Source organism: Rhodococcus parequi, assembly GCF_046042785.1.
GTDB lineage: Bacteria > Actinomycetota > Actinomycetes > Mycobacteriales > Mycobacteriaceae > Prescottella > Prescottella parequi.
The window spans coordinates 163,251-188,280 of record NZ_JBDLNV010000001.1 but is presented as its reverse complement, the minus strand read 5'-3'; the positions used below and the strand labels follow the sequence as shown (position 1 = coordinate 188,280).

General features: G+C 68.3%; 21 protein-coding genes, 1 tRNA gene and 1 pseudogene. 12 read left to right on the top strand and 11 right to left on the bottom strand.

Going from position 1 to position 25,030, the window contains the following annotated elements; all coding sequences use genetic code 11:
- Window positions 1-11: 11 nt before the first annotated feature.
- From ABEU20_RS00865 to ABEU20_RS00850, 4 genes are all read right to left on the bottom strand, one after another.
- The gene (locus tag ABEU20_RS00865) at window positions 12-2,408 is read right to left on the bottom strand and encodes an aerobic carbon-monoxide dehydrogenase large subunit (RefSeq protein ID WP_420162518.1); all 2,397 of its coding nucleotides are present in this window, start codon (window positions 2,406-2,408) and stop codon (window positions 12-14) included.
- Window positions 2,405-2,902 carry a (2Fe-2S)-binding protein gene (locus ABEU20_RS00860; protein ID WP_420162517.1) on the bottom strand — a complete coding sequence of 166 codons (498 nt, stop codon included), beginning with the start codon at window positions 2,900-2,902 and terminating at the stop codon, window positions 2,405-2,407. The genes ABEU20_RS00865 and ABEU20_RS00860 overlap by 4 nt, the downstream gene beginning before the upstream one ends.
- A gap of 1 nt (window position 2,903) precedes the next feature.
- Window positions 2,904-3,788 (bottom strand): FAD binding domain-containing protein, encoded by an 885-nt coding sequence (locus tag ABEU20_RS00855; protein ID WP_420162516.1) that lies wholly within the window; start codon window positions 3,786-3,788, stop codon window positions 2,904-2,906.
- A 107-nt stretch (window positions 3,789-3,895) separates the two neighbouring features.
- Window positions 3,896-5,020, bottom strand: coding sequence for an XdhC family protein (locus tag ABEU20_RS00850; protein ID WP_420162515.1), 1,125 nt, complete (start codon window positions 5,018-5,020; stop codon window positions 3,896-3,898).
- An 88-nt stretch (window positions 5,021-5,108) separates the two neighbouring features.
- Between ABEU20_RS00850 and ABEU20_RS00845 the strand changes: the two genes are divergently transcribed.
- Window positions 5,109-6,065: a LysR family transcriptional regulator gene (locus ABEU20_RS00845; protein ID WP_420162514.1), complete on the top strand. Its 957-nt coding sequence runs from the start codon at window positions 5,109-5,111 to the stop codon at window positions 6,063-6,065.
- 48 nt (window positions 6,066-6,113) lie between these two features.
- Window positions 6,114-6,190: transfer RNA gene (locus ABEU20_RS00840), tRNA-Arg, on the top strand.
- A gap of 8 nt (window positions 6,191-6,198) precedes the next feature.
- Here the strand turns inward: ABEU20_RS00840 and ABEU20_RS00835 are convergent.
- Together ABEU20_RS00835 and ABEU20_RS00830 are read right to left on the bottom strand one after the other, a co-directional pair.
- Window positions 6,199-7,160, bottom strand: a pseudogene (locus ABEU20_RS00835) (esterase/lipase family protein).
- Between the two features lie 137 nt (window positions 7,161-7,297).
- On the bottom strand, window positions 7,298-8,713 hold the full coding sequence (locus ABEU20_RS00830; protein ID WP_420162513.1) for a DUF4185 domain-containing protein: 1,416 nt from the start codon (window positions 8,711-8,713) through the stop codon (window positions 7,298-7,300).
- A 355-nt stretch (window positions 8,714-9,068) separates the two neighbouring features.
- On the opposite strand from ABEU20_RS00830, the gene gdhA reads away from it, so the two are divergent.
- Window positions 9,069-10,412: an NADP-specific glutamate dehydrogenase gene (gdhA, locus tag ABEU20_RS00825; RefSeq protein WP_420163113.1), complete on the top strand. Its 1,344-nt coding sequence runs from the start codon at window positions 9,069-9,071 to the stop codon at window positions 10,410-10,412.
- 67 nt (window positions 10,413-10,479) lie between these two features.
- On the opposite strand, the gene ABEU20_RS00820 is transcribed toward gdhA, so the two are convergent.
- The 3 genes from ABEU20_RS00820 to ABEU20_RS00810 are packed head-to-tail and all read right to left on the bottom strand — an operon-like array spanning window position 10,480 to window position 13,010.
- The gene (locus tag ABEU20_RS00820) at window positions 10,480-10,692 is read right to left on the bottom strand and encodes a hypothetical protein (protein ID WP_420163112.1); all 213 of its coding nucleotides are present in this window, start codon (window positions 10,690-10,692) and stop codon (window positions 10,480-10,482) included.
- Between the two features lie 14 nt (window positions 10,693-10,706).
- Window positions 10,707-11,891, bottom strand: a complete 1,185-nt coding sequence (locus ABEU20_RS00815) for a fatty acid desaturase family protein (protein ID WP_420162512.1) — start codon at window positions 11,889-11,891, stop codon at window positions 10,707-10,709.
- Window positions 11,892-11,924: 33 nt separating this feature from the next.
- Window positions 11,925-13,010: a ferredoxin reductase gene (locus tag ABEU20_RS00810; protein ID WP_420162511.1), complete on the bottom strand. Its 1,086-nt coding sequence runs from the start codon at window positions 13,008-13,010 to the stop codon at window positions 11,925-11,927.
- Window positions 13,011-13,161: 151 nt separating this feature from the next.
- On the opposite strand from ABEU20_RS00810, the gene ABEU20_RS00805 reads away from it, so the two are divergent.
- Both ABEU20_RS00805 and ABEU20_RS00800 read left to right on the top strand, forming a co-directional pair.
- The gene (locus ABEU20_RS00805; RefSeq protein ID WP_420162510.1) at window positions 13,162-13,791 is read left to right on the top strand and encodes a TetR family transcriptional regulator; all 630 of its coding nucleotides are present in this window, start codon (window positions 13,162-13,164) and stop codon (window positions 13,789-13,791) included.
- Between the two features lie 21 nt (window positions 13,792-13,812).
- Window positions 13,813-14,658, top strand: coding sequence for an alpha/beta fold hydrolase (locus tag ABEU20_RS00800; protein WP_420162509.1), 846 nt, complete (start codon window positions 13,813-13,815; stop codon window positions 14,656-14,658).
- A gap of 7 nt (window positions 14,659-14,665) precedes the next feature.
- Here ABEU20_RS00800 and ABEU20_RS00795 read toward each other — a convergent pair whose 3' ends face one another.
- On the bottom strand, window positions 14,666-15,235 hold the full coding sequence (locus tag ABEU20_RS00795; protein ID WP_420162508.1) for a TetR/AcrR family transcriptional regulator: 570 nt from the start codon (window positions 15,233-15,235) through the stop codon (window positions 14,666-14,668).
- A 91-nt stretch (window positions 15,236-15,326) separates the two neighbouring features.
- Between ABEU20_RS00795 and ABEU20_RS00790 the strand changes: the two genes are divergently transcribed.
- A complete protein-coding gene (locus ABEU20_RS00790) occupies window positions 15,327-16,154 on the top strand; it encodes an acyl-CoA thioesterase (RefSeq protein WP_420162507.1) in 828 nt (275 codons plus the stop codon).
- A gap of 61 nt (window positions 16,155-16,215) precedes the next feature.
- Here the strand turns inward: ABEU20_RS00790 and ABEU20_RS00785 are convergent, their stop codons facing one another.
- On the bottom strand, window positions 16,216-18,090 hold the full coding sequence (locus ABEU20_RS00785; RefSeq protein ID WP_420162506.1) for an MFS transporter: 1,875 nt from the start codon (window positions 18,088-18,090) through the stop codon (window positions 16,216-16,218).
- 50 nt (window positions 18,091-18,140) lie between these two features.
- On the opposite strand from ABEU20_RS00785, the gene ABEU20_RS00780 reads away from it, so the two are divergent.
- From ABEU20_RS00780 to lysA, 6 genes are all read left to right on the top strand, one after another.
- Window positions 18,141-19,829: a sodium:solute symporter family protein gene (locus tag ABEU20_RS00780; RefSeq protein ID WP_420162505.1), complete on the top strand. Its 1,689-nt coding sequence runs from the start codon at window positions 18,141-18,143 to the stop codon at window positions 19,827-19,829.
- Between the two features lie 31 nt (window positions 19,830-19,860).
- Complete coding sequence (locus tag ABEU20_RS00775; RefSeq protein WP_420162504.1) at window positions 19,861-19,992, top strand: putative transporter small subunit; 132 nt, start codon at window positions 19,861-19,863, stop codon at window positions 19,990-19,992.
- 100 nt (window positions 19,993-20,092) lie between these two features.
- Window positions 20,093-20,647: a PadR family transcriptional regulator gene (locus ABEU20_RS00770; RefSeq protein ID WP_420162503.1), complete on the top strand. Its 555-nt coding sequence runs from the start codon at window positions 20,093-20,095 to the stop codon at window positions 20,645-20,647.
- A gap of 19 nt (window positions 20,648-20,666) precedes the next feature.
- Window positions 20,667-22,697, top strand: a complete 2,031-nt coding sequence (locus tag ABEU20_RS00765) for an FAD-dependent oxidoreductase (protein WP_420162502.1) — start codon at window positions 20,667-20,669, stop codon at window positions 22,695-22,697.
- A gap of 45 nt (window positions 22,698-22,742) precedes the next feature.
- A complete protein-coding gene (cmrA, locus tag ABEU20_RS00760) occupies window positions 22,743-23,546 on the top strand; it encodes a mycolate reductase (protein ID WP_420162501.1) in 804 nt (267 codons plus the stop codon).
- A gap of 139 nt (window positions 23,547-23,685) precedes the next feature.
- Window positions 23,686-25,029: a diaminopimelate decarboxylase gene (gene lysA / locus ABEU20_RS00755; protein WP_420162500.1), complete on the top strand. Its 1,344-nt coding sequence runs from the start codon at window positions 23,686-23,688 to the stop codon at window positions 25,027-25,029.
- Window position 25,030 lies beyond the last annotated feature (1 nt).

Below are 25,030 nucleotides of genomic sequence, written 5' to 3'. Positions count from 1 at the left end.
GAACTCCTCGGTCAGATCGGCGGGGTCGTGCGACCCTGCATCGCCTCCCACACCCTCGACGGCGTCAACGGCATGTCCGCGTGCCGCACCCCGAACGGCTTCAACGCATCGACGACGGCGTTGACGACGGCCGGCGGCGACCCGACGGTCGCGCTCTCCCCGATCCCCTTGGCGCCGATCGGGTGGTGCGGCGACGGCGTGACGGTGAAACCGGTCTCGAGGTGCGGCACCTCGACCGCCGTCGGGATGAGGTAGTCCATGAGCGAGCCGCCCAGGCAGTTGCCGTCCTCGTCGAACGCGACGATCTCCATGAGCGCCATGCCGATTCCGTCGGTGATGCCGCCGTGTACCTGCCCCTCGATGATCATCGGGTTGATGCGGGTGCCGCAGTCGTCGACGGCGAGGAAGCGGCGCACGCCGACGTGTCCGGTGCCGGGGTCGACGTCCACGACACAGAAGTACGCGCCGTACGGGTACGTGAGATTCTCCGGGTTGTAACAGATCTGGGCCTCGAGCCCACCCTCGATGCCCTCGGGCAGATCCCCGGCCCCGTAGGAACGCATCGCGATGTCCTGGATCGTCACCGCCGCCGACGGGTCGCCCTTCACGTGAAAGTTGCCCTTCTCCCACTCCAGGTCGGCGACGGATACCTCGAGCATGCCCGACGCGATGATCCGCGCCTTGTCGCGGACCTTGCGCGCCACCAACGCGGCGGCGGCTCCCGACACCGGCGTCGAGCGGCTGCCGTACGTGCCGAGCCCGAACGGGGTGTTGTCGGTGTCGCCGTGCACGACGTCGATGTCCTCCGGCGGGATGCCGAGTTCCTCGGCGACGATCTGCGCGAACGTCGTCTCGTGCCCCTGCCCCTGCGTCTGCACCGAGATCCGGACCACGGCCTTACCGGTCGGGTGCACGGTGAGTTCGCAGCCGTCGGCCATGCCCAGACCGAGGATGTCCATGTCCTTGCGCGGTCCTGCCCCGACGGCCTCGGTGAAGAACGACATCCCGATGCCCATGAGTTCGCCGCGCTCGCGCCGCTGGGCTTGTTCGCGGCGCAGGTCGGCGTAGCCGATCATGTCCATCGCCTTGCGCATCGTGGTCGCGTAGTCGCCGGAGTCGTACTGCCACCCGGTCTTGGACGTGTACGGAAACTGGTCGGGGCGCAGCAGGTTTCGCAACCGCAGCTCCGCCGGGTCCAGGTCGAGGTCGAACGCGAGACAGTCCACCAACCGTTCGACCAGGTACACGGCCTCGGTGATCCGGAACGAGCACGCGTAGGCGACGCCGCCGGGCGCCTTGTTCGTGTAGACGGCGGTCATGTGGCAGTACGCGGCCTCGAGGTCGTAGCTGCCGGTGAACACCCCGAAGAACCCCGCCGGGTACTTCACCGGGGCCGCGGTGCCGTTGAAGGCGCCGTGGTCGGCCAGGACGTCGGTGCGGATCGCGAGAATCTTCCCCTCGCGGGTCGCGGCGATCTCGCCGACCATGATGTAGTCACGCGCGAAGCCGGTGCTGGTGAGGTTCTCGCTGCGATCCTCCATCCACTTGACGGGTTTGCCGGTGAGCAGCGACCCGACGATCGCGCACACGTAACCCGGGTAGATGGGCACCTTGTTGCCGAAGCCGCCGCCGATGTCCGGCGAGACGACGCGGATCTTGTGCTCGGGCAGGCCCGCCACCAGTGCGTACAGCGTGCGGTGCGCGTGCGGCGCCTGGCTGGTCGACCACAGGGTCAGCTTGCCGTTCACGGCGTCGAAGTCGGCGACCGCGCCGCACGTCTCCATCGGTGCGGGATGCACCCGGGGGTAGACGATCTCCTGCCGCACCACCACGTCGGCCTTCGCGAACACCGCGTCGGTGGCTGCGGAATCGCCCGTCTCCCAGTCGAAGCAGTGGTTGTCGTTCTTGCCGTCGAGGTCGGTGCGGATGACCGGCGCGTCCGCGGCGAGGGCCCGGCGGGCGTCGATCACCGGGTCGAGGATCTCGTACTCGACGTCGATCAGCTCGAGCGCGTCACGGGCCGAGTACCGGTCCTCGGCGACGACGAAGGCAACCTCCTGTCCCTGGAAACGCACCTTGTCCGTCGCGAGCACCGCCTGCACGTCGTTCGACAACGTGGGCATCCACGCCAGCCCCTTTTCGGCGAGGTCAGCGCCGGTGACGACCGCCGCGACCCGCGGGTGCGCCTGCGCTGCCGTGGTGTCCACCCGCACGACGCGCGCGTGCGCCACCGGCGACCGGAGGATCGCCAGGTGCAGCATCCCGGGCAGCTGCACGTCGTCGACGTAGTGGCCCTGGCCGCGGATGAACCGCGGATCCTCCTTGCGGAGCATCCGGCCGTGTCCGCAGGGTCTGCCGTCGTTGGGGGTGGAGCCGGGGTCCGTCTGCTGGTCGTCGAGCGCGGTCACGACGCGCCTCCCGTCCTCACGGTGTCGGTGGCCGCGCCACCGTGCTCGGCCGCCCACTGGACCGACCGGACGATCGTGGTGTACCCGGTGCATCGGCAGATCTGGCCGGAGATGGCCTCGCGGATCGTCTGCTCGTCGGGGTCGGGGTCACGGTCGAGCAGTGCGCGGGCGGTGATCATCATCCCGGGCGTGCAGAATCCACACTGGAGCCCGTGGCACTGCATGAAGCCCTCCTGAATCGGGTCCAGGACGCCGTCCGCGGCCAGCCCCTCCACGGTGCGGACCTCGTGCCCGTCCGCCATCACCGCGAGCATGGTGCACGACTTCACCGGCTCCCCGTCCACCGCGACCACACAGGTGCCGCAGTTGCTGGTGTCGCATCCCCAGTGGGTTCCGGTCAGGCGCAACCGGTCACGCAGGAAATGCACCAGTAGCATGCGTGGCTCGACGTCGTCGGTGACCTCGTCGCCGTTGACCGTGATCGTCACCTGCATGTCACGACTCCGTCCGTCCGGTCCGTGCCCGGTCGACGGCGGTCCGCAGCGATCGGACGGTCAGTTCCTCGGCGAGATGCCGCTTGTAGGCGGCGGTGCCGCGCGAGTCGGTCACGGGTTCGCAGGCCTGCCCGGCCAGTTCGCCCGCTCGCCGGAAGTTCTCCTCGTCGGCGGGCTGCCCGCGCAGCGCGTCACCGATGTCGGCCAGCCGGTCGGCGGCCGGAACCACCGCGGTGAGCCCGAGGCGCGCCGCACCGATCCGGTCACCGTCCAACCGGACCGCGGCTCCCGCGGCCGCGATCGCCCAGTCCCCTACGCGTCGTTCCACTTTCGTGTACGCACTCGATCCCGACGGCACCCGGGGAATCCACACCTCGGTGAGGATCTCGTTGCCCCGCACCGCGGTTTCGTACGGACCGACGAGGAACTCGTCCATCGGCACCTCCCGCACCCCGGTCGGTCCCCGGATCACGCAGACGGCGCCCACCACCGTGCACACCGTCGTGAGGTCCTCGGCCGGATCGGCCTGGCACAGCGACCCGCCGATCGTGCCGCGGTTCCGCACCACCGGGTCCGCGATGACCCGCTCGGCGTCCCGGAAGATCGGCAGCAACCGGGCCAGATCGTCGGACTCGAGGATCTGCCGATGCCGGACCATCGCGCCGATCCGCACCGCGTCCGCCTCGACGGTGATGCCACCGAGTTCGTCGGCGAGATCGTTGATGTCGATGAGGTACTCGGGGTTCGCCAGTCGCAGTTTCATCATCGGCAGCAGACTGTGGCCACCCGCGACGATCCGCGCCTCGTCACCCAGCCGATCCAGCAGCGCGATCGCATTCTCGACGTCGGTGGCGCGCTCGTATTCGAACAGTCCCGGAACCTGCATGTGGCACTCCTCACAGCCCGGACACCTTCCAGCGTGTGCCCGGTCGGGCGAGGCGTCAAGCGCGATTCAGCGAATCCTTGATCTCCACCCCGACACGGCCGCCCCGATCATCCGGTTTGCTCGTGGTGGATGCGTCCGTGCAGGTCACGTAGCGGCAGCCCGCCCCCGCCCCAGCGCCGCGCGATGATCTCCGCGGCGATGGACACCGCCGTCTCCTCCGGTGTGCGGGCCCCGAGGTCCAACCCGATCGGGCTCGCCAGGCGGGACAGCTCCGTCTCCGTGAGCCCGGCCTCGCGCAGCCGGTCCAGGCGATCGAGGTGGGTGCGCTGCGATCCCATCGCCCCCACGTACCCGACGTCCGGCAACCGGAGCGCGACCGCGAGCAAGGGAACGTCGAACTTGGGGTCGTGGGTGAGCACGCAGATCACGGTGCGGCCGTCGATCCCTCCTGCTTCGGCCTGAGCGGTGAGGTAGCGGTGCGGCCAGTCGACCACCACCTCGTCGGCGGTCGGGAAGCGCGAGGCGGTCGCGAACACCTCGCGCGCGTCGCACACCGTCACCCGGTAGCCGAGGAAGGCGCCCTGGCGGGCCACCGCGGCCGCGAAGTCGATCGCGCCGAACACCAGCATCCGCGGCGGCGGGGCGTAGCTCGCGACGAACACCGCCAGGCCCTCACCGCGGCGCTGGCCGTCCGGCCCGTACCCGAGCACCGCGGTCCGGCCCGCAGCGAGCAGGCCGCGGCCGTCGTCCGCGACCGCAGCATCGAGCCGATCGGATCCGAGCGTCCCGGCCGCGTGGTCGGACCGAATCACGAGATGGTGTCCGATGCGGCCGGCCACATCGTCGACGACCGTCGCCACCGCCACCGGCCGACGCGCCTCGATGTCGGCGGCGACGTCGCCCAGCGCGGGGAACGTGGAGCGCGAGACCGGTTCGACGAACACGTCCAGGATGCCGCCGCACGTGAGCCCGACCGCGAACGCGTCGTCGTCGCTGACGCCGTACCGTTCGAGCGCCGGGACCCCCGATCGCACCACCTCGGACGCGAGGTCGTACACCGCGCCCTCGACGCACCCACCGGAGACCGACCCGGCCACGCGGCCGTCGGGGGCGACCACCATCGCGGCCCCCGGGGCGCGGGGTGCGGAGTGGAAAGTGGCGACGACGGTGGCGAGTCCGGCCGTCTCGTCCGCGCGCCAGATAGCGAGCAGATCGGACAAGACGTCGCGCATGGCATCAGCCTCCAGCCCCGGCCGTCGCCGCAGGTGAGGCCGGTCCATTCGCAGATGTCGATCTTTCTCGGCCCGTACCCTCGAGGGCGTGACACCCGCTCAACTGCGAGCCTATTCCGCGGTGGTGCGGCTCGGATCGGTTCGAGCGGCAGCGCGTGAATTGGGCATGACCGATTCGGGTGTCTCCATGCATATCGCCCAGCTCCGCAAGGAACTCGACGACCCCCTGTACTCTCGCCGGCCGTCCGGGCTCGCTTTCACCCCCGGCGGGCTGCGTCTCGCGAGCCGGGCCGTCGAGATCCTCGGACTGCAGCAGCAGACGGCGCTCGAGGTGAGCCAGGCCGGCAACGGGCGACGCCTCCTACGGATCGCGGCGTCACCGCTGTTCTCCGAACACGCCGCCCCCGGGCTGATCGACCTGTTCGCCGGGCGCGCGAAGGATCTGTCGGTCGAGTTGAGCGTCCACCCCGTCCGGCAGTTCGCGAATCTGATCTCCTCGCGAGCCGTCGACGTCGCGCTGGGGCCGCGGACCCTCGGTGAGCGGCAGCCGCTGTGCGTGCACCCGTTCCTGCAGTACGAGGTGCTGACGGTGTGCGCTCCCGAGCACCCGCTGGCGCGTACCCGGCCGTCACTACGGCAGCTGCGCGAGCAGCAGTGGTTCCTGGGGCCGTCCGCGGCCGGCGGCGACGGCGTCATGCGGCACATGCTCCGCGCGCTCGACATCCCCCACGAGCGGCAACGGATCTTCCAGAGCGACGCCGCCGCGGTCGAGGCGGTCCGCCGGTCCTCGGCGCTGACGCTCGGCCTAGGCTTCGCGATCGACGACGAACTGTCGGCCGGCTCGCTCGGCCTCGTGGAGGGCCCGGAACTGCGTGCGGCCGGCGAATGGTGTGCGACCACGCTGCATCACCAGCACCTCCAGCCCGCCGCCACCGAACTGCTGCACTTCGTCAGCACACCGCGCTGCATCCAGGCGATGATCCGCGGCTCCGGCGTCGACGTCACCCACTTCAAACCCAAGGTGCACGTCACACTCTGGAGCTGACCCCGGATGCGCGAATCACCCCGATTCAGCAGGTATGCTCTTGGCCGCGCCTCCGTAGCTCAGTTGGATAGAGCAAGAGCCTTCTAATCTCTAGGTCGCAGGTTCGATTCCTGCCGGGGGCACCACAAAAGTGCTACCCGATCGGCGAGCCGGTGAACGGCGAGATCAACATGCACGGCACCGGATGCGGGTGCTGCGGATCGAGAGCGTTGAGCACATGACCGGCCGCGACCGGCGATGCCGCCAGCGCCGCATGCTCCGAGTAGTCCTGCGGGCACTGGTCCTGGACGACGATGTTGGTCGCGTCGGGGCCGGGGACCAGACCGCTGGTGTACGGCACGACGAGTTCGTCGTATCGGGTGGCGATGTTCGTGTACGCGACTCCGGGCGCATACGGACTGCCGCCCTCGTTCATCTTCTCGACGAAATCGGCGCCCGGGGCCATGTCCAGGCACGACGCGCACAGTTGGCCGAACGTCTGCTCCTGCAACGGCTTCAGTCCGAACTGCTTCACGAGGGCCGTGATCTCACCGGCGCCGAAGGAGCCGGCCCCACCCCACAGCGGGGCAGTGACACATATTTGTCCACCTTCGCCGCGCCCCCGAGGAACTTCACGTAGTAGTTCGACATCAGCGTGCCCTGCGAGTGACCGACGACGTCGACCTTGCTCGCGCCGGTGGCCGCGAGCACCTCGTCCACGAAGACCGCCAACTCCTCCGCGCTCTGCTCCAGCGGAGTGAGTGCGCCGAAGGCGCTCATCGGCCATGTCGCGCCCGGCCGCGTGCCGTACGTGGGCGCGAAAACGCAGTAGCCCTCGTTCTTCAGCAGCGGAACGTATGTGGCCCAGTTGGTTTGCCGATTCGCGCCGGTGCCGTGAACGAGGATCACCGGATTCGGGTGGGCCACGGTCGGCTTACAGGTCCAATCGTTGGAACCCGGAATCGAACCACCCGGATTCGCCGTCTCGAGCCCGATCCCGTCGAAGAAGTTGTGCGGCACGGGTAGCGGGGTGGTCCCGGCGCCTTCCGCAGTTGCTACCGGCAGGGCGACGGCACACAAGGCAAGCGCAACGACCGCGGCGAAAATGGCGCGCATGACGATCCCCCTCGGCTGTTCCACCAGAACCCCCGACTGACCGAAACCTAGCACCCCCGAAAGGTTTCGGTTGCTAATCGCGAACGACCCGCCCCCGGGTTACCGGGGACGGGCCGATTGCTACGAACCGCGATCGATCACTCGACTTCGTCGGGCGCGACGAAGCCCTCGGGCGTCTGGAAGCCCTCGAGCCTCTGTTCGCCGGTTTTCGCCGGGTCCGGCCGGTCGAACGTGTCGGTGGATGCCACCCGCATGCCGCTCAGGTCGGTCTTCATGTAGATCACGTTGTAGCGATCCCACGTGGTCAGCACGAAGTAGAGATTCTTGTCGGTGCCGTTCTTGTTCGTCCACGGATGCATGAAACCGCCGTACAGCGACGGCAACGCAGTCGAGCCGATCAACGTCTGCGTGCCACTCCAGTTGATCAGGTCCGACGACTGCCGGATCTTCAGACCGCCCATGTCGGTGTACATCGCGACGTACTTGCCCAGGTACGGATTCCATTGCACCGACAGTTCGCTGACGTTGCCGCGGATCACCGGAACGGCGTCGGCGATGTCCTGGCTCCACCCCGAACCGGCTCGGTACTCGTAAGCGCTGAGGTTACGAATGTCCGCCTTCGGTACACGGGCGAGGCGCGCCTCCCCGGATCGACCGGAGGGCGTTCCGAACTCGTAGACGTAGCCGTCGCCCCGATCCGGCACGAACGCACTCATCTGCCAGTTCTTGTTGCTGGTCGCCAGATTCGGGACGCCGGGCAGGTCGAGACCGTCCAGCACGCCCTCGCGGTTGAGGCGGACGGTGGCCGGATCCGTGGTCCAGTTCTCACCGTTGTCGGTGGAGAAGGCCAGGCCCGAGTAGTTGGTGGTCCACTCTCCCGGCACGTCCCACGAACGGACCGACATCCAACGCACGTACTGCACGCCGTCGACCGCGACGCCGCCGGTCGGGATCACCGTGAACTCCGGCATCGTTCCCGGAGGCAGATTCAGCAAACCCTTGATGACCTGTCGCGAGAAGTTCCCGCCAGGGGTGTCGAGCGGAGAACTGTCGATGCGCATGCCGTCGGCCAGGTTGGCGTCATTGCTGCGGAACAGCACGTTGCTGCGCCACTGGTCGCCGTCGATGCCGCAATCGCCGACGGTGTCACCGAAGGCCATCAGCACCTGGCCGGCCCCGTTGTCCCACATGATCCCGAGGTCGGTGCCGGCGACGCTGAAGCGGTCGATCGTGTCGTTGGGGCTACCCGGTCCCGTGACCATCTCGAGCGCCTTGGTCTTGCCGGACAACACCGGCAGGGCGCCGTTGGGCGCACCGGTGATCCACGGCAGCGAGTTCGCCAGCGATCCCGTCGCGCTGCCGAGACTGCCGGCGCCCAGGCTACCCATGAGGCTTCCTGTCAGGCCGGAACTTCCGAGACTGCCCAGGCTGCCGCCGCCCTGACCGCAGGGGCCACCGACGGCTGCAGCGGGCGTCGCCATCGCGACCGACAGACCCGCGGTGACCGCGGCCGCCGACAGGGCTGCGGCCCACCTTCGATTCGCTTCTCTCACAGACCTTTGTCCCCTTCAACAGGTCGAGGGAGACAACCCGAAGCAGGCCCGACCGCCGATTCCCCCGAATACGTTCGTCGATCCCCGATCAAACCACGGAAATGCCCCGATCACGGCGTTTCCTGTGTGACTGCTGGGAAAACAGGGACTCCGCCGACCTCGCGAACGCGGGCCCCGACGATCGCCGCGAGCGGCCCCGACCTGGAGGCGCCTAGCAATCTTCGCAACCACGTAACACGATGTTCACACGTGGCTAATCTCACTTTCCGCAGGTAACCGTCGAAGTCGTGCACCCTCGCGGACTATCGTGTAACGGAAAGATTAATAAGTTCTCACGGAATCAGGTAGGTGAATGTTGTCTGTACGCGACCGCGTCGAGGAGATCTACAAGCAGGTACTCCTTCGCAATGCTGGCGAGCCGGAGTTCCACCAGGCGGTCGCCGAGGTCTTCGAGTCGCTCACCGTGGTTCTCGATCGGCACCCCAACTACGCCGACGGCGCCCTGATCGAGCGTCTCTGCGAGCCTGAGCGGCAGATCATCTTCCGCGTGCCGTGGCAGGACGACAACGGCAACATCCACGTCAACCGTGGTTTCCGCGTGCAGTACAACAGCGTCCTCGGCCCCTACAAGGGCGGCCTGCGCTTCCACCCGAGCGTCAACCTCGGCATCGTGAAGTTCCTCGGCTTCGAGCAGATCTTCAAGAACTCCCTCACGGGCCTGCCCATCGGTGGCGGCAAGGGCGGCTCGGACTTCGACCCCAAGGGCAAGTCCGAGTCCGAGATCATGCGTTTCTGCCAGTCGTTCATGACCGAGCTGCAGCGCCACATCGGTGAGTACACCGACGTCCCGGCCGGTGACATCGGCGTCGGCGGCCGCGAGATCGGCTACCTGTTCGGCCAGTACAAGCGCCTCAACAACTCGTACGAGTCGGGCGTTCTCACCGGCAAGGGCCTCACCTGGGGCGGTTCGATGGTCCGCAAGGAGGCCACCGGCTACGGTGCCGCCTACTTCGTCGCCGAGATGATGGCCGCCAAGGGCGACTCCATCGAGGGCAAGAAGGCCGTCGTCTCCGGTTCGGGCAACGTCGCCATCTACGCCATGGAGAAGATCCACCAGCTCGGCGGCACCTCCATCGCGTGCTCCGATTCCTCCGGCTACATCGTCGACAACAACGGCATCGACCTCGAGCTGCTCAAGGAGATCAAGGAGGTCCGTCGCGGCCGCATCTCCGAGTACGTCGACGAGCGTCCCGACGCCCAGTACTTCCCCGGTGGCAACATCTGGAACGTGCCGTGTGACATCGCGCTCCCGTGCGCCACGCAGAACGAGCTGGACGACGTCGCCGCGAAGTCGCTGGTGAACAACGGCGTCAAGGCCGTCGCCGAGGGTGCCAACATGCCCACCACCCCGGGCGGCATCGCGGTGTTCCGCGAGGCCGGCATCGCCTTCGCGCCCGGCAAGGCCGCCAACGCCGGTGGCGTCGCCACCTCCGCTCTGGAGATGCAGCAGAACGCCTCGCGCGATTCCTGGAGCTTCGACTACACGGACGAGCGCCTGTCGAAGATCATGCGCGGCATCCACGAGCGGTGCTCCACGACCGCCGAGGAGTACGGCAAGCCGGGCGACTACGTCCTGGGCGCCAACATCGCCGGCTTCGTGAAGGTTGCCGACGGAATGTTCGCCATGGGCGTCATCTGACGGACCCACACACGGGATCGGGCCCGGCACCTGTCACAGGTGCCGGGCCCGATTTCTCTGTCCCGGTTCAGCTCTCGTCGTGTTCCGACGGCTCGCCGTCCTCGCGGGCCTTCCGCGCGGCCTCGCGCATCTCGATGCCGTCGGTGATCCACTCCCCCACTTCCCGCGTGACGTCCCGGACGGCCCCGGCGATGATCACCGCGATCGCGCCGACGTGTGTGGCCGCGGACTCCGTGAGTTCCTGCACCGTGTCCTTGCCTCGCTCGAACTTCCCCACCATGTTCGACGTGCCTCTCATGCAGCGGTCTTCCGACGCTCGACGATAACACCACGCACGGGAGCCCGGCCGATGAGCGACGGCGGGAGCGCAAATCGGAAGATCTTGGCCCACACGGTCCCGATCTGACGAAAGAATCCGCCGGTGTTGTACGGCAGGTCGTAGCGTTCGCACAGCTCCCGCACGCGCGGCGCCATCTCCGGGTAGCGGTGTGCCGGGATGTCCGGGAACAGGTGATGCTCGATCTGGTGCGACAGATTGCCGGACATGATGTGGAACAGCGGGCTGCCGGTGATGTTGGCGCTGCCGAGCATCTGCCGCAGGTACCACTGGCCGCGGGTCTCGTCGGCCGTCTCTTCTTCGCTGAAACTCTGCACCCCCGAAGGGAAGTGGCCGCAGAAGATGATCGAGTACGCCCACACGTTGCGGACCACGTTCGCGGTCGCGTTTCCGAGGAGCGTCGAGACGAACAGCGGTCCGGTGAGCGCCGGGAACAACACGTAGTCCTTGAGCACCTGGCGTCCGGCCTTGCGCCACCACCCCTGCACCAGCGGTTTGACGTCCGACCACCTCCGCTTGCCCTGGATCACGTTCTCCGCCTCGAGGTCGTGCAGCATCACACCCCACTCGAACAGGAACATCAGCGCAGTCGCATACAGCGGATTCCCCAGGTAATAGGGGTTCCAGCGCTGAGCCTCGTCCATCCGCAGGATGCCGTAGCCGATGTCCCGGTCGCGCCCGACGATGTTGGTGTAGGTGTGGTGCAGGTAGTTGTGCGAGTGCTTCCACTGGTCCGCGGGGCACACGGTGTCCCACTCGAACACCCGCGAGTTCAGGCCGGGCTCACGCATCCAGTCGTACTGGCCGTGCATGACGTTGTGCCCGATCTCCATGTTGTCCAGGATCTTCGAGATCGACAGCGCCCCCACGCCCGCCAGCCAGAACGGCGGCAGGAAGCCCAGATACATGAGCCCGCGGCCGGCCACCTCGAAACCGCGCTGCGCCTTGATGATCCGGTAGATGTACTCGCGATCGGCGGCACCGAGATCGGCGACGACCTCGTCGCGAAGCGCATCGAGTTCCCGGCCGAGCGCCTCGACCTCGTCGTAACCGATGACCGTGACCTCGGGCTCGGGGTCGCGACCACCGAATTTCAGAAAACCGGGCAGGGCCAGGAACCCGGGAACGCTCAGTCCGAACATGGGATTCTCCTCTGATCGTGGTGACCGGTGGGGTCAGACGTCGATCTCGACGTCGCCGACCGGTGCCGAGATGCACAGTTGGATGGGCTGGTCCGGGTCGTCGTGGGTATCTCCGGTACGAAGGTTGCGAGTGCGCCCGGACCGTTTGACCGCGGTGCACGAGAAGCAGATCCCCATCCGGCAGCCGTGCTCGGGTTGCAGGCCCGCGGCCTCGGCCTGCTCGAGCAGGCTGGCGCCGGTGTTCGCGGAGGTGACGCCGCTGCGCGCGTACGACACGACACCGCCCACGGGCCCTGCGGGCGCCGGCGGGTCGATCCGAAACCGTTCGGTGTGCATCTGTTCACCGAAACCTTCGGACTCGAGCATCTCTTGGACCGACGCCGAGAGCGTGTCCGGGCCGCACACGAACACCTCCGATTCCGGCCCGAACCATGGCGCCACGGCGTCGAGGTGCTCGCGCCGCAACCGCCCGTCGACCGATGTCTCGACGACGCGGACAGCCACGTTGTCGTGCGCCTCGTCGATCGCCCGCAGCTCACCGAGGACCGGAACGTCGTCGAGCGTGCGCGTGTAGTGCAGGAACGCGACAGACCCGGCGAAGCCCTCGCCGACGAGCGTGCGCAGCATCGACAGCACCGGGGTGATGCCGCTGCCACCACTGACGAGGACGACCTGCTCCGGCCGCCGGGCAGGCAGCATGAATTCGCCTGCTGCCGTGGACAGGTCGACGACCATGCCCACACTCGCCTCCCGGACCAGATACTGCGAGACGAGCCCGTCGCGGTGCGCCCGAACGATCAGCCTGATCGAGTCGCGCGAGCCGCACTCGGCGTCGGTCGGCGAGTAGCACCGCGTGTGTCGCACACCGTCGATCACGACGCCCACCTGGACGAACTGTCCCGCGCGGCATCCTTGCCAGTGCCGGGTGGGGCGCAGCTCGATCACCACGGAATCCGGCGTGGGGCGGTCGACCCGCACGACCCGGGCGCGCATCTCGCGGGCGGTCGCCATCGGATCGAGAAGTTCGAGATAGCGGTCCACCGCGTGCGGGGTGGCCAGCGCCTCGAACAGCGACAGGAACGGCCGCGCCGGCGACCGCCCAGGGGAACTCGTCGTCATGATCATCTCCTCACGAGAGATTTTCAGTGCACACTCGTACACTGATTAGTGTGAACGCGATTACCCCCTACCTGTCAATCCCGGGGAAACGTGATGCCGGTCACCTCGACGATCGTCCGGGCCGCGGGATGCGCTGCCTAGACTCGACGACGTGACCGAACCGGTGGAGACGCGCGCGCAGCGCAAGGAGCGCACGCGTCAGGCCCTGCTGGACCGGGCTCTCGAACTCCATGCGGACCGCAGTTTCGCGAGCGTGAGCCTGCGCGAGGTGGCGCGCGCGGCAGGAATCGTTCCCACGGCCTTCTATCGGCACTTCGCTTCGATGGACGATCTCGGCGTGGCCCTGGCCGAGGACAGTATGCGCGTGCTGCGCCGGATGCTGCGCGATGCCCGGCGGACCCCGAGCGCGAAGAACGCCCGCGACTCCCTCGACATCCTGGTGCGCCAGGTGCGCGCCCACGAGGCCGAGTTCCGGTTCGTCGCCCGTGAACGCTACGGGGGCGTGCCGGAGGTCCGGCGCGCGATCGCCACGGAGCTGCGGCTGTTCGTCAGCGAACTCACCATCGACCTCGGGCGCATGCCGGCGCTGGGCGACTGGGACATCGAGGATCTCGAGATGGCCGCGGATCTGATCGTGCAGGCGATGCTCGCCGCCGTCGTCGACCTGCTCGAGGTCGATCGCCCCGGATCGGCCGACGAACGGGCGGTGATCGCCCGCGCCGAGAAACAACTGCGCCTGGTCGTGATCGGCATCGGCGGCTGGAAACCCACGCACCGGTAACGATTCCGCTACCGTGGCGCAATGACCGACGACTCACGGACAGATCGAGTTCGCGTGGGCGAACTGACCTTCGACGTCACCGTCGCGGGCCCCGACGACGGAACTCCGATCGTCCTGCTGCACGGCTTCCCGGAGAGTTCGGCGTCGTGGCGCCCGGTCACCCCGCGCCTGGTGGCCGCGGGCCTGCGGGTGATCGCCCCGAACCAGCGCGGCTACTCCCCCGACGCCCGCCCGCAGCGCGTCGAGGACTACCGCTCCGACCACCTCGTCGGCGACGTCGTCGGCCTGCTCGACGCCTACAGTCTCGAGTCGGCGCACCTCGTGGGCCACGACTGGGGCGCCGCGGTCGCGTGGCAGGTCGCGGGCACCCACGCGGACCGCATCCGTAGCCTCACCGCCGTCTCCGTCCCCCACCCGGCGGCCTTCGGGTGGGCGCTGCGTGAGGACGCCGATCAGCAGCGTCGGTCCGGGTACATCGGGCTGCTGCGCCAGGAAGGGAAGGCGGAAAGCGTTCTCCTCGAGGACGACTCGCGCCGTCTGCGGGCGATGTTCGGTGACGGCAACGACCCCGAACTGGTCGAGGAGCACGTACGTCTGCTGTCGGAGCCCGGCGCCCTCACCGCCGCGATGAACTGGTACCGCGCGATGTCCCGCGAGTTCGGTGATCTCTCGCCGGTGCGGGTGCCGACCACCTACGTGTGGAGCACCGCCGATCCCGCGCTCGGGCCGGCCGGGGCGAAGCGGTGTGCCGAATTCGTCGATGCGCCCTACCGTTTCGTCGTCCTCGACGGCGCGAGCCACTGGATTCCGGAAGAGCATCCGGACGTGCTGGCCGACGCGATCCTCGCCCGCGTGGCGCAGGCCTGAGCCGGCCTCACGCGCGCAGCAGCACCTCGAGTTCGTCGACGACCGCGTCGAGCGGCGCGGAGGTGCCCTGGGCCTGGGCCATCACGAGCGCACCCTCGAGTCCGCTGACCACCAGTACCGACAGCGACGCCGACCGGTCCGGCGCGACTCCGTCGTCGACGAGACTCGCGGAGATGAGATCGCACCACTCGGTGAAGGTCACCGCGGCGACCTCGCGCGCACCGCGCTCGGTGCCGAGGGCCGCGGCGACGATGGGGCATCCGGCCTGGTAGTCGGTGGCCTCGAGGCCGCGGCGCCACAGATCGACGAGTGCCCGCAGCGCGGAGACGGTGTCACCCGTTTCGAGCACCCGAGCCACTCCGCGGCCCAGGTAGGCGGCGGCGGAGCGGGTGGCCTCCTCGACGAGTTGCGACTTGCCGTCGGGGAAGTGGTGGTAGATCGAGCCGCGGGGCGCACCGCTGTGCGCGAGGACGTCGGCGAACGACGTCGCCGCCACCCCCTGCTCGCGGATCAACGCGACAGCGCTGTCGATCATCGCAGCGCGCGGGCCGCTTCCGGGGTCCTGCCGCCTCGCCATGTCCTCGCCCTTTCCGCCCTCGCACGGTTGCCGCTCGGTTCTATGTATGTTGTCATACTTAGAACCCGATCGTCACCCGTCAGGAGTTGTCGTGACCCAGATCGTCGCACCCCCGCACCCCTTCGACGCCGCCGTCGAACTCTCTCCCGAGTTGGGCGCACCCGGCGTCAGTCTGGGCCACACCTCCCCGGCGTACGCGAACATGGTGGGCCCGTTCGGTGGCATCACCGCCGCGACGCTGCTGCGCGCGGTCCTGCAGCATCCCGAGCGTCTCGGCGATCCGCTCTCGCTCACCGTGAACTTCGCGGGCCCGATCGCCGACGGCGCGTTCGAGGTCGCGGCGCGTCCCACCCGCACCAACCGGTCGACCCAGCACTGGAGTATCGAACTCGCACAGGACGGCGTCGTCACGACGACGGCCACCGCGGTGTTCGGCGTCCGACGCGACACCTGGGCGTCGACCGAGATCGAGGCGCCCACGGCACCGCCGGTCGGCGACGTCGCCGTTCAGGGCTTCCCCGAGTTCATCGCGTGGGCTCGGAACTACGAGATGCGGTTCGTCGCCGGTGAGATCCCCGATCCCGAGGCCGGTGCCCAACCGGATTCGACGACCACGATGTGGGTTCGCGACAATCCGCCGCGACCGCTCGACTTCCCTGCGCTGACCTCGCTGTGCGACGTGTTCTATCCGCGCGCGTTCCTCCGGCTGGGCCGCTACCTGCCGGCCGGCACCGTCTCGCTCACGGTGTACTTCCACGCCGACGCGACGCTGCTGGCGGCCCAGGCCGACGACGCGGTCCTCGCCACCGCCCGCGCCCAGCGGTTCGGGAAGGGCTACTTCGACCAGTCCGGCGAGATCTGGGGACGCGACGGCGCCCTGCTCGCCACCACCCACCAGCTGGTGTACTTCAAGGACTGACCCTGCTGTGGCCGAATGTCACACACGTTCAGTCGGACTGGGCGCGTGTGACATTCGGTCGTCATGCCGGTAGCTGCTCGGCGGCGTCCCGCTCCGGCGGCCGCACCGCGAGCAGCGCGGCCAGTCCGATGCCCAGTACGACCATTAGCCCGACGATGCCGGCCCGGTCCGCACCGAACCACCACGCGAAGAATCCGAACAGCGTCGGCGCGAGGAACGACACCGCCCGGCCCGTCGTGGCGTACAGACCGAACAGCTGCCCCTCCCTGCCGGGCGGGGTGATCCGGGCGAGGAACGTGCGCGCCGACGACTGTGCGGGTCCGACGAACAGACACAACAACAGTCCGAAGACCCAGAAGAGCAGCGTCCCCGAGACACCGATCAGCACGACCCCGACCACGATCATCGAGATCAGCGACGCGACGATGACGGACTTCGGGCCGACGCGGTCGTCGAGGCGCCCCGCGACGATCGCGCCGAGTGCGGCCACGACGTTGGCGGCGACACCGAACAGCAGCACGCTGTCCGACGCCATGCCGTACACGTTGACCGCGAGCACGGCACCGAACGTGAAGACCCCGGCCAGCCCGTCTCGGAACAGAGCACTCGCGATCAGGAACCAGACGGTCCGACGGTCGGTGGCCCACAATTCCCGGAGATCCCGCCACAGCACGCGATACGACTCGACGAAGCCGGCCTTCGCGGCACCCGGGTCGGCTGCGGTGCGCGGCAGTTCGGGGACCGAGAAGAGCACGGGCAGGGCGAACACCGCGAACCACACCGCCGCCAGCAGCGCGACCAATCGGATGTTCAGGCCGCCGTCGGTGCTCAGGCCCAGGAGTCCGCGGCTGTCACCGTCTCCGGCGATGAACCCGAAGTAGCACACCAGCAGCAGCACGATGCCACCGAAGTAGCCCATCGCCCAGCCGAACCCGGAGACCCGGCCGATGTTCTCCGGCGTCGAGACCTGCCGCATCATCGCGTTGTACGGCACGCCCGCGAGTTCGAAGATCACCGATCCGAATCCGAGCAGCACGAGGCCGAGCCACAGGTAGTGGTAGTCGTCGACGACGAAGAACATGCCCGCCATCGCCGCGACGGTGAGGAAGGTGAGCACCGCGAGCGAGCGCTTACGACGTCCCGTCGCGTCGAAACGTTGCCCGCTCACCGGGGCCAGCACCGCGATGAAGAAGCCCGCGATTCCGAGCGACCAACCCAGCCACGTGCTCGCCGAGACCGATCCGGGTAGGTCGTCGCCGACGGCGTCGGTGAGATACACCGAGAAGACGAACGTGACGATGACGGCGTTGAAAGCCGCACTGCCCCAATCCCAGAGTCCCCACGCCGCGACCTGACGACGGGACGCGGCCTGCCCGATGCCCGCCTCCCCAACCACTTCCGCACTCATGGCGGTGAGCCTACGTAGTCGGACGGGATCCGCAGGGTGACGTGCGCGTCCGTGGCGCGGCGTCCGCGGGGCCGGCCGGGACGGCGCCGAGAATGCGCCCACGAAAACTAAATCCACCCTTCTATCAAATTTCTCGGACGCATTCAATTTCGCGGCAGGATATCGGTCGGACAATTTTGTCCGTGTTACACTTCTCGGCGACTGATGGGAATGCGTCGACGATTCTGCGCACAAACCGCGCGGACCACCGATCCGGAACACGTCGACCCTCGTGCGCGACCTGCGTATACCCGCATTTCGTGTGCATCCACACGCCCGTCGACGTAGGCAACTCCTGCGCCGACGGGCGTCGTGCGCCGTCTCGGCCCCGTCGGTCCACGAGCCGCGTCGAGGGACATGACCCGCTCGGACCGAACAGCTTTCGCGCTCGAAGAGTTGCGGGCCCCCGCCACGACGCGGGACCGGTACGGCACTGTGCGCACCGCCGACGAGCGGCACACGGCACCCCTCGACGCCGCCGGCTCGCATCGATATTTCGCGACCCGTTTTTGCGCGAATAAGTGTCAAGGAGGTAACGAATGGACGTTCCCGAACTCGTCCAATTCAGTGCCGTGGCGATAGTCCTGCTACTGGTGTTCTTCTACGGAGGAACATTTCTCATATCCCTCCGTATCGGCAGGAAGAACGAGAACGCCGACAACTTCATGACCGCCGGAAACCAGGTCGGTTTCGGCATCTCCGCCGCCAGCATGACGGCCACCTGGATCTGGGCGTCGTCGATGTACGCGTCGGCGACCTCGGGGTACACCTACGGGATCTCCGGCCCCATCCACTACGGGCTGTGGGGCGCGCTGATGATCCTGTTCATCTACCCGTTCGGTCGGCGGATCCGGAAGCTGGCGCCGCGGGCACACACCCTCGCCGAGATCATGTACGCCCGTCACGGACGCTCCAGTCAGCTCATGCTGGCCGGCTCCAACGTCGTCGGCAGCCTCATCAGCCTGATGTCGAACTTCATTGCGGGCGGCGTGCTGATCTCGCTGCTGTCGCCGCTCAACTTCATCCAGGGCGTGCTCATCATCGCGGGCGGTGTGCTGCTGTACACGCTGTGGTCCGGCTTCCGCGCGTCCGTGCTGACCGACGTGATCCAGCTGCTGGGCATGCTCGGCGCCGTCGTCGTGCTCATCCCCATCGTGTTCTTCGCCGCCGGGTTCCCGGCCGCCTTCGAGACGGGCGCCGCGAATCTGACCCCGGCCCAGGGCAACTTCTTCTCCAGCGAGGCCTTCTTCAACCAGGGCGCCCCCTATATCGCCGCCGTTCTCGCCTACGCCATCGGCAATCAGACGATCGCCCAACGGCTGTTCGCGGTCCGCGAGGACCTCATCAAGCCGACGTTCGTCACCGCCGCCGTCGGCTACGGCTCGACGGTGATCGGGATCGGCATGTTCGGCGTACTCGCGCTCTACCTCGGCATCGATCCGCTCGACGGTGACGTGAACAACCTCATCCCGCAGATGGCCGGCACCTACCTGCCCGCGATCCTCGTCGCAGTGTTCTTCCTGCTCATCCTCGGCGCGCTGTCGTCCACCGCCGACTCCGACCTGGCGGCACTGTCCTCCATCGTGATGACCGACGGCTACGGCCACACGGTCGCCGGCCGGGCCGAGGCCGATCCGCGCCGGATGCTGCTCGTCGGCCGAGCGACCATGATCGTCGCGACCGCACTGGCCGTCGCGTTCGCCAGCATGCGGCTCAACATCCTGGACCTGCTCGTGTTCGTCGGCGCGCTCTGGGGCGCGCTGGTGTTCCCGGTCATCGCGAGCTTCTACTGGAACAAGGTCTCCAACAAGGCGTTCACCGTGGCCACGATCGCCGCCGTCGCCGCCTTCCTGCCGGTGCGGTTCGGCTGGCTGCCCACCGACGGCGTGTCCGGGTTCCTCATCGACATCGCGTCCGTCATCGGTGTCGGTGTCGTCGCCGGCCTGATGACCTTCGGATTCTTCGGGCTGCGGGTGGCCAAGATCGTCGGCGTGACCGCGATCGTGGTCACCGCGCCGATCGGAATCGGGTTCCTGCACGACTACGCGACCCTCAGCGGCTCGCTCGTCGCCTACGCCGTGAGCACCGTGGTCTGCTTCGCGATGTCGGTGCGCAACCCCGATTCGTTCGACTTCGCGACGATCGAGCAACGCGTCGGCGACTTCGACAGGCAGGGCGTCGCCGACGACGACCGCCCCACGCTGGACGAGACGCCCGCGCGGAGCTGACCCACCTTTCACCGACCCGAGGAGAACTTCCATGAATGCGGTAGTCCTGACCGCGTACGTCCTGATCTGGCCGGTCCTCGTGGCCGCCACGCTCTTCGTGATCACCCGCGGCGCCGTTCGCGAGTGGGTCGCGGCCCGCCGCTCCGGCGAGGACCTCGTCTGACACGTCCGCGAGGAGAACGGGTGTCCCGGAACGTTCCGGGACACCCGTTCTGTTTATACGTCTGATTGCATATTCACCTCGTTGCATAAACAATGGACGCGTGGCACTCGAACACGCGATCCTCGTGTCCCTCAGCGAGCAAGCCGGCTCCGGGTACGAACTCGCGCGCCGGTTCGACAAGTCGATCGGCTTCTTCTGGAGTGCCACCCACCAGCAGATCTACCGCGTACTCAAGCGGATGGACGACGCCGGATGGGTCACGGGCGAATCGATCGCACAGGACAGTCGCCCCGACAAGAAGGTGTACCGCGTCTCGACTGCCGGACGGGCCGAACTGGCCCGCTGGATCGCCGAGCCCACCGAACCGGGACACCTGCGCAACGAACTCGCCGTGAAGATCCGCGGCGCCTCGTACGGGGACACGGGCTCTCTGCTCGCCGAGGTGCGCCGGCACCGCGACGAGCATGTCGCCCGCCTGGACCTGTACCGCAGCATCGCCGACCACGACTTCCCCGAGTCCCGTCGCCGCACGGGCCGCGCCCTGCATCAGTACCTCGTTCTGCGCGGCGGTATCCGCGTCGAGGAGGGGTTCGTCGACTGGTGCGACGAGGTGCTCGCCGCCCTGGCCGCCGAAGCGGACTCCGAACAGCCTTGACCCGCCCGAAAGGCCTGGTATGTCTTCACAGTTCCCGCACCTGTTCGAACCCCTGGACCTCGGCTTCACGACGTTGGAGAACCGCGTGATCATGGGGTCGATGCACACCGGTCTCGAGGACCGCGCGAAGAACACCGCGCGCCTGGCCGAGTTCTACGCCGAGCGTGCCCGCGGCGGCGTCGGCCTCATCGTCACGGGTGGCTACGCACCCAACCGCACCGGGTGGCTGCTGCCTTTCGGCGCCAAACTCACCAACCGCTTCGAGGCCCGTCGGCATCGCACGATCACCCGGGCAGTGCACGATGCCGGCGGCAAGATCGCGCTGCAGATCCTGCACGCCGGGCGCTACAGCTACCAGCCGCTGAGCGTGAGCGCGTCGTCGATCAAGGCGCCCATCAACCCCTTCCGGCCGCGCCGACTGACCGGTCGCGGCGTCCGGTGGCAGATCCGGAACTTCGTGCGCTGTGCGCGACTGGCCCGCGCGGCCGGCTACGACGGCGTCGAGATCATGGGCGGCGAAGGCTACTTCGTCAACCAGTTCCTGTGCGAGCGCACCAACAAGCGCACCGACGAGTGGGGCGGCAGCCCGGAGAACCGCCGCCGCATGGCCGTCGAGATCGTGCGTCGGACCCGGGCCGCCGTGGGACCCGACTTCGTGATCCTGTTCCGGCTGTCGATGGCCGATCTGGTGGAGGGTGGACAGAGCTGGGACGAGATCGTCTCGCTTGCACAGGAAGTCGAGGCGGCGGGCGCGACGATCATCAACACCGACATCGGCTGGCACGAGTCGCGGGTGCCCACGATCGTGACGTCGGTGCCCCGGGCCGCCTTCGTCGACGTCACCGAGAAGCTCGCGAAGCACGTCTCGATTCCCGTCGTCGCCTCGAACCGCATCAACATGCCCGAAACCGCCGAGGAGATCCTCACCCGCGGCGAAGTGCAGCTGATCTCGATGGCGCGGCCGATGCTGGCCGACCCCATGTGGGTTCGCAAGGCCGCGGCCGGCGCGCCCGACGAGATCAATACGTGCATCGCCTGCAATCAGGCCTGCCTCGACCACGCCTTCGTCAACAAACACGTGTCGTGCCTGCTCAATCCACGTGCGGGCCGCGAAACCGAACTGACGCTGCTGCCCACCCGCCGCAAGAGGAACCTCGCCGTCGTCGGCGCCGGACCCGCGGGCCTGTCGGCCGCGCTGAACCTGGCGCAGCGCGGCCACGCCGTCACGCTGTTCGAGGCGCGCGAGGAGATCGGTGGTCAGTTCGGTATCGCGCAGAAGATCCCCGGCAAGGAGGAGTTCGCCGAGACCATCCGGTACTACCGGCGCCAGCTCGACCTGGCCGGCGTCGACGTGCGCCTGGGCACCCGCATCGCTGCGGTCGATCTCGTCGATGCCGGTTACGACGAGGTGGTGATCGCGACGGGCGTCGTCCCGCGCGTGCCGGACATCCCCGGCATCGATCATCCGAAGGTGCTCTCGTATGCCGAAGCGGTCCGCGACGGCAGGCCCGTCGGTCGGTCCGTCGCGGTGATCGGCGCCGGTGGCATCGGCGTCGATGTGAGCGAATTCCTCACCCACGAGCACTCCCCCACCCTCGACCTTGCGGAGTGGAAACGCGAGTGGGGTGTGACCGACCCCGAGGCAGCGCCGGGCGCGCTCACCACCCCGCGGCCTGCGCCGTCGCCGCGCGAGGTGTTCCTGCTGCAGCGCAAGGCGGGACGGATCGGCTCCGGACTCGCGAAGACCACCGGCTGGGTGCACCGCGCCGCGCTGAAAGCCAAGGGCGTGCAGGAACTTTCCGGCGTCAACTACGAACGTATCGACGACGCCGGCCTGCACATCAGCTTCGGCGAGAAGCGCGAACGACCGCGCACGCTGAACGTGGACACCGTGGTGATCTGCGCGGGTCAGGAGTCGGTGCGCGACCTGGTGGACGAGTTGACCGTGGCCGGCGTCACGACGCACGTCATCGGTGGCGCCGACGTCGCCGCCGAACTCGACGCCAAGCGCGCGATCGAGCAGGGCACGCGTCTCGCGGCGAGGATCTGAGCGCATGACCACCGCGTTTCCGGCGACCCGCTACGCTGCACTGTCGTGAGCCTGCCGAATCCCCACCCTGACGCCCGCGCGGTCGTGACCGGCGCCTCCTCCGGCATCGGCGAGGCCCTCGCCGCCGAACTGGCCGCGCGCGGACACTCGCTGATCCTGGTCGCCCGCCGCGGCGATGTGATGGAGAAGCTCGCCGCCCGGTTGCGCGAGAAGTACGGCGTGGAGGTCGAGGTCCGCGCCGTGGACCTGTCCGACCGCGACGGTCGCGCCCCGCTCGTTGCCGAACTGGCCGAGCGGGAGATCTCGATCCTGTGCAACAACGCGGGCATCGCGACGTTCGGTCCGGTCGTCGACCTGGACCCGAGCTACGAGCGTGACCAGGTCGAGCTCAACGCCGTCGCCGTGCACGACCTGACGCTGGCGGTCCTGCCCGGCATGGTCGCCCGGAAGTCGGGTGCCATCCTCATGGTCGGCTCGGCCGCCGGCAACATGCCGATCCCGAACAACGCCACCTACGCCGCGACCAAGGCGTTCGTCAACACGTTCTCGGAGTCATTGCGCGGCGAACTGAAGGGCAGCGGCGTCAACGTCACGCTGCTCGCCCCGGGCCCCGTCCGCACCGAGACCCCGGATCCGGCCGAGGCGTCGATCGTCGACAAGCTGGTTCCGGACTTCCTGTGGATCTCGAGCGAATACGTCGCGAGGGTCTCGCTCGACGCGCTCGCCGAGAACAAGATGCGCATCGTGCCGGGCATCCTCAGCAAGGGCATGTCGGTGGCGGGCCAGTACAGCCCGCGCGCCGCGATCGCCCCCATCGTCGGCACCTTCTACAAGAAGCTCGGCGGCTGACCGCGGCGTCAACCGCGCGTCAGGGCTTGCACGGTACCCGTCAAGTCCCCGTCAGGAACCGACCGCCGAGCAGGGCGTCGGCGTAGTCCTGAAGGTGAACCCGCTCCGACCGGAACGCGGGCGCCCTCAGGAGACGCCGGTGACCCTGCTCGACCTATTCCCCTCGCTCCGCGCGGCCATGGCCCCGCGCCTGGACCCGGCGCTCTGGCCGGTCACCACGAACCATGACGATCACGGCCGGATCCGCGTCGGCGGTGTCGCGCTCGACGACATCGCCGACCAGTACGGCACTCCGACATACGTGCTCGACGAGGACGACGTCCGCCACCGCTGCCACGCCTATCGCACGGCTTTCCCCGACGCCGAGATCGCCTACGCCGCGAAGGCACTGATGATCCGGGCCGTCGCCGGCTGGGTGACGAGCGAGGGCCTGTCGCTCGATGCCTGTTCCGAGGGCGAGCTTGCGCTCGCACAGGCGGCGGGAATCGATCCGCGCCGAATCATTCTGCACGGCAACGCCAAGACAGCAACTCTGCTCCGCACCGCCGTCGACGTCGGAGTGGGGCGGATCGTCGTCGACTCGCACACCGAGATCCGGCTGCTCGCCTCCCTCGCGCAGGGTCGGCAGAAGGTGCTGATCCGCGCGACACCGGGCATCGCCATCCACGGCCACCCCGCCCTCGCGACCGGCGTCGACGACCAGAAGTTCGGCTTCCCGATCGCCGAGGGGCACCTGGACTCCGCCGTCCGCCTCGTGCTCGAGCAGTCGAATCTCGAATTGGTCGGCCTGCACTGTCACCTCGGTTCCCAGATCACCGACAGCAGATTCTTCGCGGCGGCGATCGACCGGATGATCGGGCAGATGGACCAGATACGACGCGACCACGGGGTGCTCGTCAGCAACCTCGACCTGGGCGGCGGGCACGCCGTCCCCTATCGCCCCGGCGATCCGGAACTCGACCCCGCAGCCCTCGCCCGTGTCGTCGAAGCTGCCCTCGACGACGCGTGCGCCCGCAACCGCTTCCCCCGACCCACCGTCACCCTCGAACCCGGGCGCGCGATCGTCGCACGGGCCGGCGTCACGCTCTATCGGGTGGTGTCGATCAAGACCGTGCGCGACGGCCGGACATTCGTCGCCGTCGACGGCGGCATGAGCGACAATCCGCGGGTCGCGCTGTACGGCGCGCGGTACGACGTCGCGGTGGCGAACCGGCATCCAGCGGGCGCCCACACCCCGATGACCGTGGTGGGACGGCACTGCGAGGCCGGGGACGTCCTGGCCCACGACGTCCCACTGCCGTGCGATCTGCATCCCGGCGACGTCCTGGCGGTGCCGTGCACGGGGGCGTATCACCACAGCCTCGCATCGACGTACAACTGCATCGGTCGCCCGCCTGTCGTGGCCGTCCGTGGAGGTACGGCGCGCGAACTGATCCGCCGGGAGACGACCGCGGACCTACTGACCCGCGACGTCGGACTGTAAC

What these genes read in the sequence shown, in the direction of transcription:
- ABEU20_RS00860 (WP_420162517.1), bottom strand. Translation starts at nt 2,902, where the DNA reads ATGCAGGTGACGATCACGGTCAACGGCGACGAGGTCACCGACGACGTC.
- ABEU20_RS00765 (WP_420162502.1), top strand. Translation starts at nt 20,667, where the DNA reads ATGTCTTCACAGTTCCCGCACCTGTTCGAACCCCTGGACCTCGGCTTC.
- ABEU20_RS00810 (WP_420162511.1), bottom strand. Translation starts at nt 13,010, where the DNA reads ATGACGACGAGTTCCCCTGGGCGGTCGCCGGCGCGGCCGTTCCTGTCG.
- ABEU20_RS00820 (WP_420163112.1), bottom strand. Translation starts at nt 10,692, where the DNA reads ATGGTGGGGAAGTTCGAGCGAGGCAAGGACACGGTGCAGGAACTCACG.
- ABEU20_RS00780 (WP_420162505.1), top strand. Translation starts at nt 18,141, where the DNA reads ATGGACGTTCCCGAACTCGTCCAATTCAGTGCCGTGGCGATAGTCCTG.
- ABEU20_RS00785 (WP_420162506.1), bottom strand. Translation starts at nt 18,090, where the DNA reads ATGCGAGCCGGCGGCGTCGAGGGGTGCCGTGTGCCGCTCGTCGGCGGT.
- ABEU20_RS00855 (WP_420162516.1), bottom strand. Translation starts at nt 3,788, where the DNA reads ATGCAGGTTCCGGGACTGTTCGAATACGAGCGCGCCACCGACGTCGAG.
- ABEU20_RS00800 (WP_420162509.1), top strand. Translation starts at nt 13,813, where the DNA reads ATGACCGACGACTCACGGACAGATCGAGTTCGCGTGGGCGAACTGACC.
- ABEU20_RS00850 (WP_420162515.1), bottom strand. Translation starts at nt 5,020, where the DNA reads ATGCGCGACGTCTTGTCCGATCTGCTCGCTATCTGGCGCGCGGACGAG.
- ABEU20_RS00775 (WP_420162504.1), top strand. Translation starts at nt 19,861, where the DNA reads ATGAATGCGGTAGTCCTGACCGCGTACGTCCTGATCTGGCCGGTCCTC.
- ABEU20_RS00795 (WP_420162508.1), bottom strand. Translation starts at nt 15,235, where the DNA reads ATGGCGAGGCGGCAGGACCCCGGAAGCGGCCCGCGCGCTGCGATGATC.
- ABEU20_RS00815 (WP_420162512.1), bottom strand. Translation starts at nt 11,891, where the DNA reads ATGTTCGGACTGAGCGTTCCCGGGTTCCTGGCCCTGCCCGGTTTTCTG.